Source organism: Xanthobacter variabilis (assembly GCF_043831965.2).
Taxonomy (GTDB): domain Bacteria; phylum Pseudomonadota; class Alphaproteobacteria; order Rhizobiales; family Xanthobacteraceae; genus Xanthobacter.
Genome location: NZ_CM195533.1, coordinates 2,167,436 through 2,182,244, shown reverse-complemented (window position 1 = coordinate 2,182,244; position 14,809 = coordinate 2,167,436). Strand labels below are relative to the sequence as shown.

Annotated in this window: 14 protein-coding genes; 3 read left to right on the top strand and 11 right to left on the bottom strand. The window is 63.8% G+C overall.

Going from position 1 to position 14,809, the window contains the following annotated elements:
* Positions 1 to 2: 2 nt before the first annotated feature.
* The 8 genes from V5F26_RS09455 to V5F26_RS09420 all read right to left on the bottom strand — a co-directional run bounded on the left by V5F26_RS09455 (position 3) and on the right by V5F26_RS09420 (position 5,844).
* Entirely contained in the window at positions 3 to 335 is a 333-nt protein-coding gene (locus V5F26_RS09455) for an MmoB/DmpM family protein (protein ID WP_394054577.1), read from the bottom strand.
* Positions 336 to 360: 25 nt separating this feature from the next.
* The gene (locus tag V5F26_RS09450; protein WP_394054579.1) at positions 361 to 672 is read right to left on the bottom strand and encodes a monooxygenase system ferredoxin subunit; all 312 of its coding nucleotides are present in this window, start codon (positions 670 to 672) and stop codon (positions 361 to 363) included.
* Positions 673 to 682: 10 nt separating this feature from the next.
* A complete protein-coding gene (locus V5F26_RS09445; protein ID WP_394054581.1) occupies positions 683 to 943 on the bottom strand; it encodes a toluene-4-monooxygenase system B family protein in 261 nt (86 codons plus the stop codon).
* Between the two features lie 11 nt (positions 944 to 954).
* Positions 955 to 2,445, bottom strand: coding sequence for a ferritin family protein (locus V5F26_RS09440; RefSeq protein ID WP_394947891.1), 1,491 nt, complete (start codon positions 2,443 to 2,445; stop codon positions 955 to 957).
* Between the two features lie 193 nt (positions 2,446 to 2,638).
* The gene (locus V5F26_RS09435) at positions 2,639 to 3,460 is read right to left on the bottom strand and encodes an ABC transporter ATP-binding protein (protein ID WP_394947890.1); all 822 of its coding nucleotides are present in this window, start codon (positions 3,458 to 3,460) and stop codon (positions 2,639 to 2,641) included.
* Positions 3,448 to 4,248 (bottom strand): ABC transporter permease, encoded by an 801-nt coding sequence (locus V5F26_RS09430; protein ID WP_394054587.1) that lies wholly within the window; start codon positions 4,246 to 4,248, stop codon positions 3,448 to 3,450. Before V5F26_RS09430 ends, V5F26_RS09435 begins: the two co-directional genes overlap by 13 nt.
* A gap of 34 nt (positions 4,249 to 4,282) precedes the next feature.
* Positions 4,283 to 5,272 carry an ABC transporter substrate-binding protein gene (locus tag V5F26_RS09425; protein WP_394947889.1) on the bottom strand — a complete coding sequence of 330 codons (990 nt, stop codon included), beginning with the start codon at positions 5,270 to 5,272 and terminating at the stop codon, positions 4,283 to 4,285.
* A 116-nt stretch (positions 5,273 to 5,388) separates the two neighbouring features.
* The gene (locus V5F26_RS09420) at positions 5,389 to 5,844 is read right to left on the bottom strand and encodes an SRPBCC family protein (protein ID WP_394947888.1); all 456 of its coding nucleotides are present in this window, start codon (positions 5,842 to 5,844) and stop codon (positions 5,389 to 5,391) included.
* 139 nt (positions 5,845 to 5,983) lie between these two features.
* Between V5F26_RS09420 and V5F26_RS09415 the strand changes: the two genes are divergently transcribed.
* The 3 genes from V5F26_RS09415 (at position 5,984) to V5F26_RS09405 (ending at position 9,808) form a co-directional block, all read left to right on the top strand.
* On the top strand, positions 5,984 to 7,165 hold the full coding sequence (locus V5F26_RS09415) for a M20 family metallopeptidase (RefSeq protein WP_394947887.1): 1,182 nt from the start codon (positions 5,984 to 5,986) through the stop codon (positions 7,163 to 7,165).
* 1,077 nt (positions 7,166 to 8,242) lie between these two features.
* A protein-coding gene (locus V5F26_RS09410; RefSeq protein WP_509210554.1) for an IS5 family transposase occupies positions 8,243 to 9,000 on the top strand; the annotation gives its coding sequence in 2 pieces (ribosomal slippage) (positions 8,243 to 8,579 and positions 8,579 to 9,000; 759 coding nt in all).
* A gap of 34 nt (positions 9,001 to 9,034) precedes the next feature.
* On the top strand, positions 9,035 to 9,808 hold the full coding sequence (locus tag V5F26_RS09405) for a DeoR/GlpR family DNA-binding transcription regulator (protein ID WP_394947412.1): 774 nt from the start codon (positions 9,035 to 9,037) through the stop codon (positions 9,806 to 9,808).
* A gap of 120 nt (positions 9,809 to 9,928) precedes the next feature.
* Here the strand turns inward: V5F26_RS09405 and V5F26_RS09400 are convergent, their stop codons facing one another.
* The 3 genes from V5F26_RS09400 to V5F26_RS09390 all read right to left on the bottom strand — a co-directional run bounded on the left by V5F26_RS09400 (position 9,929) and on the right by V5F26_RS09390 (position 14,446).
* Positions 9,929 to 11,176, bottom strand: a complete 1,248-nt coding sequence (locus V5F26_RS09400; RefSeq protein WP_394947413.1) for an MFS transporter — start codon at positions 11,174 to 11,176, stop codon at positions 9,929 to 9,931.
* 123 nt (positions 11,177 to 11,299) lie between these two features.
* Positions 11,300 to 12,841 (bottom strand): acetolactate synthase large subunit, encoded by a 1,542-nt coding sequence (locus V5F26_RS09395; protein WP_394947414.1) that lies wholly within the window; start codon positions 12,839 to 12,841, stop codon positions 11,300 to 11,302.
* A gap of 156 nt (positions 12,842 to 12,997) precedes the next feature.
* Entirely contained in the window at positions 12,998 to 14,446 is a 1,449-nt protein-coding gene (locus tag V5F26_RS09390) for an NAD-dependent succinate-semialdehyde dehydrogenase (RefSeq protein ID WP_394947415.1), read from the bottom strand.
* Positions 14,447 to 14,809 lie beyond the last annotated feature (363 nt).

Genomic DNA, 14,809 nt, shown 5'->3' with positions numbered 1-14,809 from the left:
ACTCACTTCGCGGCGGCAGCGGCAGGCTTCTTCTTGGAGGCGAGGAAGCGCACCTGATCCGCGTCGACCCGGATCAGCCCGGAGAAGCCCGGCATGTTGCGTTCGAGATCGGTGACGGAAAAATCCCGCCCGAGCACTTCGGAGACGGTCTTGAAGCGAATGACGCATTCGCCCTGCACCTCGACCCGGACATAGCCGGAATTCTCCCCGAGCCGCAGCTTGCGCCCTTCATTGTCGATGGCGGCCGCCTCCGCGACGGCGTCGGAGATCTCGCCGCGGGTCACGATCGGGCCGACGAAGTCCTCGGCATGGGCATCCTTGATGGTGTCAGACATGGATCTTGTCCTTAAAGCGCGCGGTTCAGTCGGGCAGATCGACGAGGATGTCGGCACCTTCGACGCGCACCGGATAGGCATTCAGGCGGCACCCGGTGGGATTGACGCCTTCTCCGCTCACGACGTCGAACTGCCACAGATGGGCGGGGCAGGTCAGGACACAGCCCTCGAGCGTGCCTTCGATCAGCGCCTGTTCCTGATGGGGGCAGATGGGGTCGAAGGCGCGGATGACCCCGCCTTCGGCATTGACCACCAGGACCTCCTGGGCGCCCACCTCGAAGACCTGCATGTCGCCTTCCCAGAGGTCGTCGAGGGTGCAGACGGGCTTGAAGCTCATGATGGCGCGCTCAATCGTGGACGATGTCGAGCGCCTCGAGCCGGACCAGGCCGGCTTCGGCGATCTTCAGGCCGTCGTCGAGCAGGGAGCCGTCATCGTGCTTGCGCACCACGAGGCGGGTGCCGTGGGGCAGCGGCTTCACCACCACCCCCACGAGCTCGTCATGGGCGATGCGGGCGACATCACCGATGGTCGTGGTCGAGGGATCGACCATCAGCACCTTCATGCCGTAGTCGCCCTGAAAGTTGATGACGAGGGGAAAGTTTTCCATGGCACCCGCTCCTATTCCGCCGCCTGGCGGAAGGCTTCCGCCCAGCCGAAACCTTCGCCGCAATTGCCGCGATCAGCCTCGCTCATGTCCATGTACTTGAAGGGCCCCTCCGGCCCTCCGGGAATGATGCCTTCCACCACGCGGTCGATGAAGCCAAGGTGGTTCTTGTAGCGGGAGGGCTCCTGCTCGAAGATCCACTTGTCCACCGGATGGCCGAAGTGATAGCGGCGCCCATCCAGGTCGAGCTGGCAACTCTTCACGTCCCACTTCTTGCCGGGAACGCCAGTCAGCTCGAAGCCCACCATGTTGCACATCATGGGCAGCAGCTTGGGCTCGGTGCGATCGATGCGGCCCTTCAGGATATTCTCGGTGATGACGTCCCAGGACTGGCCGAAGGTGTCGTTCCAGCCCGGATACTTCCGCTCCAGCCAATCGCGTTCGCGCGGGGAGACGCCGGCGATCACGTCCCACCATTCGGTGGCGCGATAGAGATAGATGCCGATCTGCTGGGCGTGGTGATAAACATCCACGTCGGGCAGGAAATACTCGTCCCAATACCACGGCTTCTTGAGACCGAGTGCCTCGATGTTGCGCAGGAACTGGGAGCTCACGAACTCGGTGACGAACTCCTTGAAGGAATGCTCGCGCTGCTCCAGGGGCGTGTAATAGTCCATGGACACACCGCTGAGCACCGAGAACTGCTTCCAGATGCGCCAGAACGAGATGTCGATGAGCTTCTGGGCCTCGGCCTCGCGGCCGTTGCGCAGCATGATCTCGATCAGCGGCTCGCCGATCTGGGCGTGACGGGCCTCGTCCGACTGGATGGTCTGCAGCATGGTGGCGAAGGAATAGTCGCCATACTTCTTCGCATCCGCCGACAGGGCGACGAACTGCAGGTTGGTGAAGGCCTGCTCGAACGAAAAGTTGGTCATGATGGCGGCGGACACCGCGTCACGGGTGTGCTCGATGTCGTCGAAGCAGTGGCGTTCGGAGACCACCACCCAGTTCTCGGTGCGCACCGCCTTCTGGGCCCAGTCGAAGGCGCGGCTCTCGCCGATGAACTCATAGGCGAAATACATCTGGATCTGGGCGTGGCGGATCTCGTCGATGGAGCCGAAATTCGCCATGTTGCGCATGCCCGCCGCGCGACCGAAGCGGGTCATGCGGGCGAAGGCGGAGACCGAGCCGTATTCGGTGAAGGACGTGGCGCCGAAATGGAGCTGGAGCAGCGATTTCCAGCCCGGCGAGGACTTGCGGTAGAACTCGGTGCGGGCGATGGCCGACTTCACCGAATAGGCGCCCACATCCTTCTCGCGCTGGCTCTTCACATAGTCGCGGTAGGTGATCTTGTAAGGCTCGTCGAACGTCTCCCACTCACTGAGCGGAATTCCATAAGGGTCGCTGAACTCGGGCGGGAACAGCTCCTTTTCCGCCACATAAGTGGGGGTCCAGTTGGTGTCCCTGGCGATGTCGTACCATTCGCTTGTCGCAAGCATAGCCATCGGCTGACTCCGGCGTTGATCTGTGGAAGGCGCGATCCTTGCCTATATGTCCATGAGCACCGCGAGGGCCTCGCGCATCGCCGCCCCCGGCGAATTCACGGGCACTTTGACCAAGAATTAGGCACTCCGTTTCATGCACATATTTCAAGTTACTTGAACACAGTTCCTGTGTGAGGGCAACAGGAAACAAGGGTCAATGGGGGTCCCCCTCCTCGTTGCGCAACAGCTGCTGGATGCGACGCTTCAAGGCGAGAAACTCCGGTTCGGAGCTCATTTCGGGGGACCTCGGGCGAGGGATCGAGACGTCGATCACCTCCTTCAGCCGGCCGGGGCGGGCCGACATGACATAGATGCGGTCGGCGAGCAGCACCGCCTCGTCGATGTCGTGGGTGACGAACAGCACAGTCTTGCGCGCGCCGTCCCACACCTTCAGCAGCAGCTCCTGCATGACGACCCGTGTCTGGGCATCCAGGGCCCCGAACGGCTCGTCCATGAGCAGGATCGCGGGGTCGTTCGCCATGGCGCGGATGATGGCCACCCGCTGCTGCATCCCGCCCGAGAGCTCCTTCGGGTAGGATTGGTGAAACTGCGCGAGCCCGGTGACGTTCAGATAGTGGTTGACGATGTCGTCACGCTCCGCCGGCGGCACCTTGCGCCGGACAAGGCCGAATTCCACATTCTGGCGCACCGTGAGCCAGGGAAAGAGGGTGTAGGACTGGAACACCATGCCCCGGTCCGCCCCCGGCCGGCCCACGTCCCGGCCATCGAGCAGGATCTTGCCGCCGGTGCGCTCGGCCAGCCCCGCGATCAGATAGAGCAGGCTCGACTTGCCACAGCCGGACGGCCCCACGATGACCGCGAATTCGTCCGGCGCCACATCCAGCGAGATGCTTTCGATGGCGGTGACGGTCTTGCCCGTGCTCTGATAGGTGAGCTGCACGTTTTCGAGGCGCAGCTTGGCCGGCCCTGCGGCGCCCCCCTGCGTCGGCGCGGCCGTTTCCATCAGCGTGCCCATGCCGTGATCCTCAGCCGGAGTAAGCGGAAGAACTGGTCGGTCAGGAGGCCGAGCAGTCCGATGACGGCGATGGCCAGGAAGATCACGTCCACCTGGAAGCCACGGGCGGCGCGCAGGCTGATGTAGCCAAGGCCGGCCGAGGCGGCGACGAGCTCCGCCAGCACGAGATAGGTCCAGGCCCACCCCATGGTGACGCGCAGCATGTCGATCACCGACGGCAGCGCCGCCGGAAACAGCACGTGCAGCAGCACGTCCCGCCGCGACGAGCCCAGCGTGTAGGCCGCGTTCAGAAGATCGTTCGGCACCCTTTTGGCGATGTCGGAGGCCATCACCAATTGCTGGAAGAAGGTGCCGAACACGATCACCATCACCCGCTGTTCCATGCCGATGCCGATCCACAGGATGAACAGCGGCACGAAGGACGTGACGGGCAGATAGCGAATGAAGTTCACCAGCGGCTCGATGGCCGCCTGCGCCACCTTGAACGAGCCGCTGAGGAGCCCGATCGGCACCGCGAGTGCCGACGACACCACGAAGCCGATCAGCACCACCTCCACGCTGGCCCACACATGGCGGCCCAGGGAGCCGTCGGAGAGCATGCGGAAGAAGGCTGACAACACCGCCCCCGGCGTCGGCAGGAAGATGGCGGGCATGAACCCGCCATAGGTGAGGACGCACCATGCCCCGAGCAGAACCAGCCACACGGCGACCGTGATGGAGGTGAGCAGGGCCGCGGGCACGGCGGCCCGCGGCGTGAGACAGGCCTGGAGGAGAGAGCGATGTGTCATGGCTTGACCTGGCGCCGAACCTGCCGCGGGCGGCTTATTTCACGAAGCTCGGATCGACCACCTCGGCCACCGGAACCGGGGCCTTCATCTTGCCCAGCTTCACCCAGATGCCGTTGGCAAGGTCGATCACCTCGGCCACCTCGCCGGGCTTCTCCTTGGTCCCGAGATACGTGGCCATCATGTCCTTGTCGTAGAAGCGCACGCCGCTGGCGGCGTCGGCGAAGTCCGCGGGCTTCTCCAGATAGCCGCCCACGCCCTTGGCCATGATGGCGTAGGCCTCGTCCTTGTGCTCCTTGATGTAGGTCATGGCCCGCTGGACGGCGCGCACGAAGCCCTTCACGTCCTGCGGGCGCTTCTCGATGACGTCGCAGGAGAACTCCACCACATCGACGATGACGCCGGGTGTGGAAGCGCTGCTCACCAGCGTCTTGCCGGCCTTCTGGGTCTTGACCATGGTCAGGTTCGGTTCCCAGGTCACGGCGGCCGGCACCCGGCCGGCGATGAAGGCGGCGGCGGCTGCGTCGGCGGTCATGTTGGTGATCTCGACCGTGTCGAGCGGCAGGCCAGCCTTGGTCAAAAGGTAGGAGAACCAGAACTGGGAGGTGGAGCCCTCGTTCAGCGCCACCGTCTTGCCCTTGAGCGCGGCGAGATCCTTGATGTCGTCCTTCACCACCACGCCGTCGCCGCCGGCGCTGTCGTCGAGCACCGCCACCGCCTTGAAGCAGAAATCCTTCGAGCGGTACTTCAGAATGTCGTCCACGGTGACGGCAACGCCATCGAGCTTGCCCGCCGCCTGGGCCGCCATGGCGAGGGCGGAATCGTCCACCACCTGCAGGTCCACCTCGACCCCTTCATCCTTGAAGTATCCAAGGTCCCGGGCGAGATACATGGGGCCGTAGCCGACCCAGATGAAGTGACCGATGGAAAGCTTGCCCGCCTGGGCAGCCCCCGCGGTCCCGGCAACCAGCATCGCGGCGCCGAGGGCGCCAGTGATGAACCGCCGGCAATTGAACGTCCGTCGCATAGCCTTACCCCTCTTGGTTGTCGTCTTGGTGCAATTGGCCCGCATGTGCGGATTGGGATCGCGTGCCGCCGGCCCGCGCGAGGCCGGCGCGCCGCACCGCTGTTCAGCCGGCCAGATCAGCGCTGGCCCCGGCCCTTCTCCTGGCCCCTCAGGCGGAGCACGCGGGCGATGCCGTTCACGCAGTCAGCGGCGAAGGCTTCAACCGCGCCCTTGGCGGCATCGTCGGAAAAGCCCGGCGCCGGCTCGAAATCCGCCTCGTAGCGGAAGGTCGAGGCGCCCTCGCCCTTCTCCAGAATGCTGACGCGCCCGAGATAGCCGGTGCCGTAAGCGCCCGAGAACGCCTTCGCGTCGATGATTTCATAGGCAAGCGTGCGCGCCGCTTCGTCGAAGTGGATGAGCCGCTCCCAGAGGATGGAGCCGTCGCGATTCACGAGCACACGCACCCGCCCCCCATCCTCCAGGCCGCTCGTCGCCGTCGCAGTGCTGATCAACGGCAAAAGGTCGTAACCACCGGCCAGGCGCCACACATCACCCGCCGCAAACGGCACATCCAGCGCGACTTCCACATGCATCGGCTTGCTCCATATGAAACAAACGTTCATCGTATGGAAAGTGACTTGACTGCAGTTCAATGTTCCTGTCAACTTTCGCCCAGCACATAAGCAGTGCAAGAGATGGCTAAATAGTAGGCATATCGAGGCGGAGAGGCGGATGATCGACCCGGTTGAGCTCACGAGGACCCTCATTCAATTCCGGTCCGTCAACCCGCCCGGCGACGAGGCTGCCTGCGCCGAGCATCTGGCCAATCTCCTGGAGGACGCAGGATTTGACACCGCGCTGCACACCTTCGGCGAGAAGCGCGTGAACGTCGTCGCCCGACGCGGCTGCTCAGGCGACCGAAGCACACCCCCCATCTGCTTCACCGGCCATCTCGACACCGTCCCCATTGGCGCCGCGAGCTGGAGCTTCGATCCATTTGCAGGAGAGGTGCGCGACGGGCGTATTCTCGGGCGCGGCTCCAGCGACATGAAAGCCGGCGTGGCAGCGATGGTCGTCGCGGCAACCGAGCTTGCGGATCGCGTGGACGAGGGCCCGGGCGTCCTGCTGGTTCTGACCGGCGGAGAAGAGACCGGCTGCGAAGGGGCGACATTCCTGGCCGGACATGACGGCGTGCTGGGCGAGGCGGGAGCGATCATTGTCGGCGAACCCACGGGCAATCAGCCCCGGGTCGGACACAAGGGCGCCCTCTGGCTCGCAGCTTCCTGCACCGGGCGCACGGCCCACGGCTCCATGCCCGACCTGGGCGTAAACGCCATCTATCGCGGCATGACGATGCTCGAAAAGCTGAAGGACTTCGGCTTCAATCAAAAGCCCCACGATGGTCTCGGGTCACCGACATTGAATGTCGGCCGAGTAAATGGGGGCATGAACATAAATTCCGTTCCAGACCTGATCGAATTCGGCGTGGACATCCGGACCACGCCGGGAATGGTTCACGATAAGCTCTTCCATGACATCAACAGATACCTGGAACCCGAGCTCGATCGCCTGGACCGGCTGGTGGACCTGGAGAGCGTCTGGACGTCGCCGAACGACCCCTGGATGCAGCAGGCCATTGCGCTGCTCGCCCCCCCTGAAAAGCCGGAGCCGGCGAAAGGGGTGCCCTTCTTCACCGACGCCAGCATCCTGAAGCCGGCGTTCGGCAATGTTCCCACCCTGATCCTGGGACCTGGCGAAACGCATATGGCCCATCAGGTGGACGAGTATTGCCGCATCGACCGCTTATTGGAAGCAGTTGAAATTTATAAACAACTCATTTTGTGCTGGAATCAATTCGGCGCATACATGACGCACACACGGAGCGAAGCGCCCACCATACAAAAGAGCTCATGAGGCCTGCTTTTCTCAGGCGGCAGAAACCGGCACTGGGAAGCGCGGGCGATTGATGAAGACACCCACATGAAGTCGAGGTTCGGGCGTGCGCGGATCCGATCCCCCATGGGCCGTCGCGCGCGCAAGCTACGCTTACCGCCCGCCCACGCGTCGGCGAACCCAAGCCCACCCGAGCGGAGAGTTGGCGCGGGTTCTTATGGCTCACGCCGATGCCCCAGCACTTCAACATGAAGCTGACCCGCGGTAGCCAAAAAAGAAAAAAGGGCCCACAGCACCTCTGCTACGGGCCCTCTTTCGTTCATCGGCAACATTGTTCAAACGCCAAGCCAACCTTTGGCTGCCAATGAGCCGAACGATGGCGTCAACAGCCCATCCTTTGGGTGCACTCACAGTCAAGCAAGGCTCCGCGCATCATTGAATCTCGCTTATATTTACGACTATTGCATTTATTTAATTTAATATTCTGAAAAACATCACGCGTTTGCGCGCCTTACGTTGCACGCAGTTCGCTCAAAAATCCTATGCGCTCGGCACGGTGCTGCAAGGCCCAAAAGCCCCTCCCCCCAACCGCCAGAGCGACCGAAGGTCAAAGAGAGATCACGATGCGACGGCGGCTACGACATGTCGGCGCACCGATACAAGGTGAAATGCAGGGCACCCGGATCACGCACCGGCAGAATGCCGTCCACGTCCAAGACCCGCGTCAAGGCGAGATGTCCGACTGAACCGCCCCAAGTTTGCTGGACACCTTCGGCTTTCGCTTTGTGCTACCGTCCGAACTCGATGGACGACAGCATCCCGTCCCCGGCGTGCTTCCGGATGGGATTGTAGAACATCGCGATATAATCGAACACGTCCCTGCATGCCCCAGCCACTAGCGTAGGTGTGGAATCGCATTTTTGCGCTTTTACATCCAATGCACCATGCAAAACCCCATCTACGAGGCTATTCGTCGATGGGGTTTCTGCGGGAACGTCTCATGCTAAGGTCAAGGCTTGACGGCGGATTGGTGCCTAGGCTCAGGACCCATTGATTGCCAGGCGTCGCTGTGATTCAGGCTCCATAAGGAGACTGAGCATGAGCGACCTGTATTGGCTGACGGACGAGCAGATGGCGCGGCTTGCACCGTATTTTCCCAAGAGCCACGGCAAACCACGGGTCGATGACCGGCGGGTGCTGAGCGGGATCATCTTCGTCAACCGGAACGGGCTGCGCTGGCGGGATGCGCCCAGGGAATACGGGCCGCACAAGACATTGTATAATCGCTGGAAACGGTGGAGTGAGATGGGCGTGTTCGCGCGGATAATGGAAGGCCTGACCGCCCAGAGGGCCGAGCCGCAGACCGTCATGATCGATGCGACCTGTCTCAAGGCCCACCGCACAGCTTCCAGCCTTGGGGTAAAAAAGGGGGGCCCGGACGGCTGATCGGACGGACCAAGGGCGGCATGAACACCAAGCTGCACGCCGTGACGGACGCCAATGGCCGCCCCTTGAGCTTCTTCATCACGGCCGGTCAGATCAGCGATTATACCGGCGCAGCGGCCTTGCTCGACGATCTGCCCAAGGCGCAGTGGATGCTGGCCGATCAGGGTTATGACGCCGAGTGGTTTAGAGACGCGTTGGAGCAGAAGGGCATCAAGCCCTGCATTCCAGGCCGCAAATCCCGCTCCATGCCCGTCAAATACGATAAGCGCCGGTACAAGCGCCGCAACCGGATCGAGATCATGTTCGGCCGCCTCAAGGATTGGCGCCGCGTGGCAACCCGCTATGACCGATGCCCAACCGTCTTCTTCTCCGTGCTCGCCCTCGCTGCAACGGTGCTCTTCTGGCTGTGATCAACGAGTCCTGAGCCTAGGGCAGAACCGTCCCATGGCCCAGACCGTGCGACAGCAGCGGATCGTCGAGCTGCTGCGTGAGCTGCACTCCGCCACGATCACGGACCTCGCCGCTCGGTTCGAGGTTTCGGACGAAACCATTCGCCGCGACCTGAAGACGCTGGCCGATGAGGGCCTCGTGGATAAGTTCCACGGCGGCGTGCGCCTCAACGTCAGCGATTTGGAGACGCAATTCGAGCGGCGCCTGCGCGACGACGACGACGCCGCGAAACGCCGCATCGCCCGCGCCGCGGTGGAGCTGATCGACAAAGAGGCCACCATCCTCCTCGACAATTCGTCCACCGCCTGTTTCCTCGCCGAGATGCTGGTGCCGCGGGCGGGCCGGCTGACCGCCATCACCTTCTCCCTGGAGGTGACGCAGATCCTCACCGGCGCCGGCCGCAGCCACCGCTTCATCCTGCCGGACGGGGAATTGCGCGCGGACGACCGCACTGTCATCGGACCAACGGCCATCGATTTCGCCTCGCAATTCACGCCGAGCCTGTTCGTGTTGTCGGTGGCGGCCGCATCCCCGCAGCACGACTCCATGGCTTTCGACCTGTTCGAGACCGAGCTCGAGCGGGCCATGATCGCCCTTGCGGACAAGGTGATGCTGCTGCTCGACAGCTCCAAATGGACCAAGCCCGATCTCATCCATGTGTGCGGCTGGTCGGCCGTGGACATCCTCGTCACTGAGGCGGCGCCTCCTGCCGCGGTGACCAGCGAGCTGGAACACGGCCGCATCGTGATCGCCCCGTCCGCCGGCTGAAGGCGCGCAGCCCCACCTGTACGCCCCGGCAACGCAAAGAGGGCGGCACGCGGCCGCCCTCTTCCTCATGCTCCCGGCGCCCGACCCCGCTCCCTCTTCGAGGACGCGGGGGCCCGGCATTCAGGTCGCATAGGTCTTGCCGCGAATGAGAGTGCTCGGGACCAGGCCGCACAGCAGGAACGCGATGCACATGACCAGGAAGCCGGTTCCGATGTTCCCGCCGGTCGCCAGATAGCCGATGACGATGGGCGCCGCCACGCCGCCGAGCCGGCCGATATTGTAGGTGGCGCCGATCGCGAGGCCGCGAACGCTCGTGTCGAAGCTCTGGCCCATATAGGTCGCCGTCACGCCGAAGGGCATGCCGTAGAAGAAGCCGAACAGGGTCATCAGATAAGCGATGTTGCTCGGCGAATGCCAGAACACCACCACCGGAATGAAGGCCGCCGTGGCGGCATTGGCGATGAAGAACACTGCGCGGCAGCCGATCTTGTCCGCCAGCCAGCCGGCCGAGATCTTGCCGAGGGTCGACGCAAGGAAGGTCGCCATCATGTAACCGGCGATGGCACTGAACTTGATGTGCAGCTCTTCCTGAAGATAAGACGGCATCCAATTGACGACGCCATAATAGCCGAACTGCAGAAGGCCCGTGGCGATGGTCCAGATGACGAAACGCTTGCGATTTTCCACATCGCTGAGGAGCTGGCGGATGATGGAGGCCCGCTTGGTTCCCCCCGCCCCCCCATTGAGCGCGCGGGCGGCCTTCACCTCCAGATAGCAGGCGGGCTCCTGCACGAACATCTGCATGCCCAACGCCACTACCACTGGTACGATCGAAGTAAAGAACAGATAGCGCCAGCCAAAATCCGGGATGACGAAGCTCGACACCAGGGAGGCGACCACATAGCCGATGGTCCAGCCCGATTGCAGGGCTCCCAGGATGGTGGTGCGATATTTGGCGGGCGCATACTCGAACATCAAAGTATTGCTGCACACGAAGACCGCGCCGAGCCCCAGAGAACCGAAGAAGCGAACCACGGCGAACTGCCAGTAGTTCTGCGTCAACCCCAGAACACTGGTGCCGACTGAGAACAGGAAAACGGCGATCGACAAGGTCCGCACGCGCCCGAAACGATCGCAGGCCCAGCCGCCATAGATGCCGCCCACCGCCATGGCCGCCAAGGTAATGCTGCCCAGGGCGCCGGCCTCCACATTCGTGAGCGAGAACTCCTGCTTCAGGCTGGGAAGGCTCAAAGCCAGGTACATTACATCAGCGCCATCCGCCAGCAGGGCAAGGAAGGCGAAGACAAACACGATCATCCACTTTTTGTCGGCAACTGCTTTTTCGTCCGTCTCGACAGCCGTCGTCATCCTGTTTCCTCCGATATATTTATTTTATTTTTGGGCGAGGCATATCGTTTCGCCCCCACCGGACCATGGCCCACGATGGGCTGCCTCGCCGCGCGAGGTCCAGGCGGGGGCGCAAGGTTCGGTTCAGATCATCAGCTCGATGAGGAAGGGCTTGGCCTCCTTGAAGCTCGCCTCCATCAGGGTCGCGCATTCCTCCATGGTATGCGCGCGGGCGGCTTCGACCCCGAGGCCGTTCGCCAGGGAAACCCAGTCAAGGTCCGGCTTGCCCAGGTCCAGCATGCTCATGGCCGTGGCACCGGGAACGGCGCCGACATTCTGATACTCGCCGATGAGGATATTATACTTCCTGTTATTGAGCAGGATGGTGGTGACCGGCAGGTTTTCACGGGCCTGGGTCCACAAGGCCTGCACCGTATACATGCCCGACCCATCCGCCTGCAGCGAGATGACACGACGCTCGCTCTTGCCGCCGATCGCCGCGCCCGTCGCCATGGGCAGCCCCCCGCCGATGGCGCCGCCGACCTGGTGCAGCCAGGTGTGAGCCGGCGAGGCATGGGAGCAGCGATAAAAGCCGCGCCCGTAGGAAATGCTTTCATCCGCGATGATTGTGCCTTCCGGCATCAGGGCCGCCACCGTCTGGGCCACCTTGTCCGACGTCGGGGCGCCTGATGCCGCCGCGGCGCGCGCAGGGCCCGGCGGAAGGGGCACATCGGGCGCGCCAAGCGCTTCCACCAGCGCCGTCAGTGCCGCCACGGCATCCTGTTCCGGCCGCGCCAGGACATGGATGTCGGCGTCGGGCCGGTGCTGGATGGAGGGCATGTCGGGATACCCGAAGAAGCCCACCGGCGCTTTCGCATTGACCAGAACGATCTGGTCGAATTCCCGCAGCGCCTCGATCGCGAGACTCATCGCATAGGGAACCTTGGCCAGCGGGAGCGAACCTTCCCCGCGCTCCACGGTGGGTGCGCAATATTCCAGCATGATCTTGGCGCCGGTGGCCTGCGAGACGCGCCACGCCAATTTCTGGGCCTGCCGCGTGCCGCCCTTGCCGGAAAGCAGGATCAGCGTGTTGCGCCCATTCCGCAGGGCCCGCGCGGCATTGTCGACGGCGATGGCATCCAGCGCCACCAGCTCGGGAACGGCCAGGGCCGGCGCCACCACGCCCCCCTCGCTCCAGGAAATGTCGGACGGCACGATCAGCGTCGCGACCTGGCCCGGTCCGGTCCGCGCCGCCCGCACCGCTTCCGCGGCATCCGCGCCCAACAGCGGTGTGGCCGTGCTCATGCGCACCCATTGCGAGACGGTGCGCGCGATGGCGTCCACGTCGGAGGTCAGCGGCGCGTCATACCAGCGGTGGTAGGTGGCCTGATCGCCGACGATGTTCACGATGCCGCTTCGGGCACGACGCGCATCATGCAGATTGGCCATGCCGTTGGAAAAGCCGGGGCCGCAGTGCAGCAGGGTACAGGCGGGCTTTCCGGCAATCCGATAATAGCCGTCGGCCATGCCGGTCACCACATTTTCCTGCAGCCCCAGATAGCAACGCATGCCGGGGCTCTGGTCCAATGCGGCGACAAAGTGCATCTCACTCGTGCCGGGATTGGCAAAGCAGGTATCCACGCCGGACTGCAACAGTGTTTCGACAAGACTTTTCGCGCCGTTCATCGGCAACTCCCATCGCGTCAGCCCAAGATCGCAGCGCACAGAGGCGGATCTCGAGCCGAGATCAGATATGGATCGAAGCCGGGCCTCCTCGGCCCGGAAGTCGCACAAGGCGTCACCGTCAAGACGGGCGGCGCCTTTCGCAAGTGGCCAGCCCTTTCAGACGCCGATCTGGGAGACGAATTTGGGGTTGAGATAGGCTTCGATAGCCTCCGAGCCGCCTTCCGAGCCATAGCCGGAATCGCGCACGCCGCCGAACGGCACCTCCGGCAGGGCCAGGCCCAGATGGTTGATAGTCATCATGCCCGCATCCACCCCGTCCGCCACCGCCGCCGCCGTCTTGGCGGAGCGTGTGTAGGCGTAGGACGCAAGCCCATAAGGCAGCCGGTTCGCCTCCGTGATGGCCTCGTCGAAATCCGAGAAGGGCACCATCATCGCCAGCGGGCCGAACGGCTCCTCGTTCATCATCCGCATCTCGCGGGTCACGCCCGTGACAACCGTGGGCTCGAAGAAATAGCCCTTGTTGCCGATCCGCGCCCCGCCCGTCGCCACTTCCGCTCCGCGCTGGCGGGCATCGGCGATCAGCGCCTCCATGGCCGGGATGCGCCGCTCATTTGCGAGCGGGCCCATGGTGGTGTCGGGGTCGAGCCCGTTGCCCACCTTCACCGTCTTGGCCACCGCAACGAAGGTGTCCACGAATTCCTGGTACACCTTTTCCTGCACCAGGTAGCGGGTGGGGGACACGCAGACCTGGCCGGCATTGCGGAACTTGGCAGTAGCGATCTGCCGGGCGGCGGCCTTCACGTCGGCATCCTCGAATACGATCACCGGCGAGTGGCCGCCCAGCTCCATGGTGGCACGCTTCATGTGCGCGCCGGCCAGCGCCGCCAGGTGCTTGCCCACCGGGGTGGAGCCGGTGAAGGTGACCTTGCGGATGGTCGGGTGGGGGATGAGATGCTCGCTGATCTCGGCCGGCACACCATAGACCAACCCGATGACGCCCTTCGGCACGCCGGCATCCACGAAGGCGCGGATAAGCTCAGCCGGGGAGGCCGGGGTTTCTTCCGGCGCCTTCACGATGATGGAGCAGCCGGCGGCAAGGGCTCCGCACAGCTTGCGCACCAGCTGGTTGATGGGAAAATTCCAGGGCGTGAAGGCGGCCACCGGCCCCACCGGCTCCTTGATGACGAGCTGGTAGACGCCCGGCGCGCGGGCCGGGATGACGCGGCCATAGGCGCGCCGGCCTTCTTCGGCGAACCAGTCGATGATGTCGGCGGCGGCCAGCGTCTCGCCGCGCGCCTCGGCCAGGGGCTTGCCCTGTTCGAGCGTCATGAGGCGGGCAATGCCCTCCGCCCGCTCGCGCAGGAGGTCGGCGGCGCGGCGCATGAGCTTGGAGCGATCATAGGCGGACACCTTGCGCCACACGGCAAAGCCGCGGGCGCTCGCCTCCAGCGCCTCGTCCAGGTCGGCCCGGGAGGCGTGGGCCACCGTGCCGATCTCCTCCTCGCTCGCCGGATTGACAACCGCAATGCGACCGCCGCCCGAAGCATCCCGCCACGCACCGTCAATGTGCAGCTGCACGTTCGGATAGGGGGTGTCGGAACTCATGAGCCCTCCCTTCAGACAGCATAATCCGCTGCGGCGCCATGAACTTGCCGCCTATGCTTGTGCTTTATTGGTCTTGTTTTTCCACCGCCCGCCCGAGGTGGTAAAGCGAGAAAAAATCACTAGGTCATGCGCCTTCGTCATTAACTCCAGCGTCAGGCGCCCCCGCGGCCTGGCCTGCCATGTGGCGCGAAGCACCGGTTTCCAAGCGCGCGGCGGGGTAGCGGCGCCCTCCGATGCGACGCAGGCCGCAGCCGGCTCATGACGGGCGCTAAGAATTCTCTCGCAGGGGAAGAAAGGAGCATCGAGAAACGTCTTCATGCTCTTTCACGAGCACAAGCAGGCCATCAACGGGCTCCGCCTGGA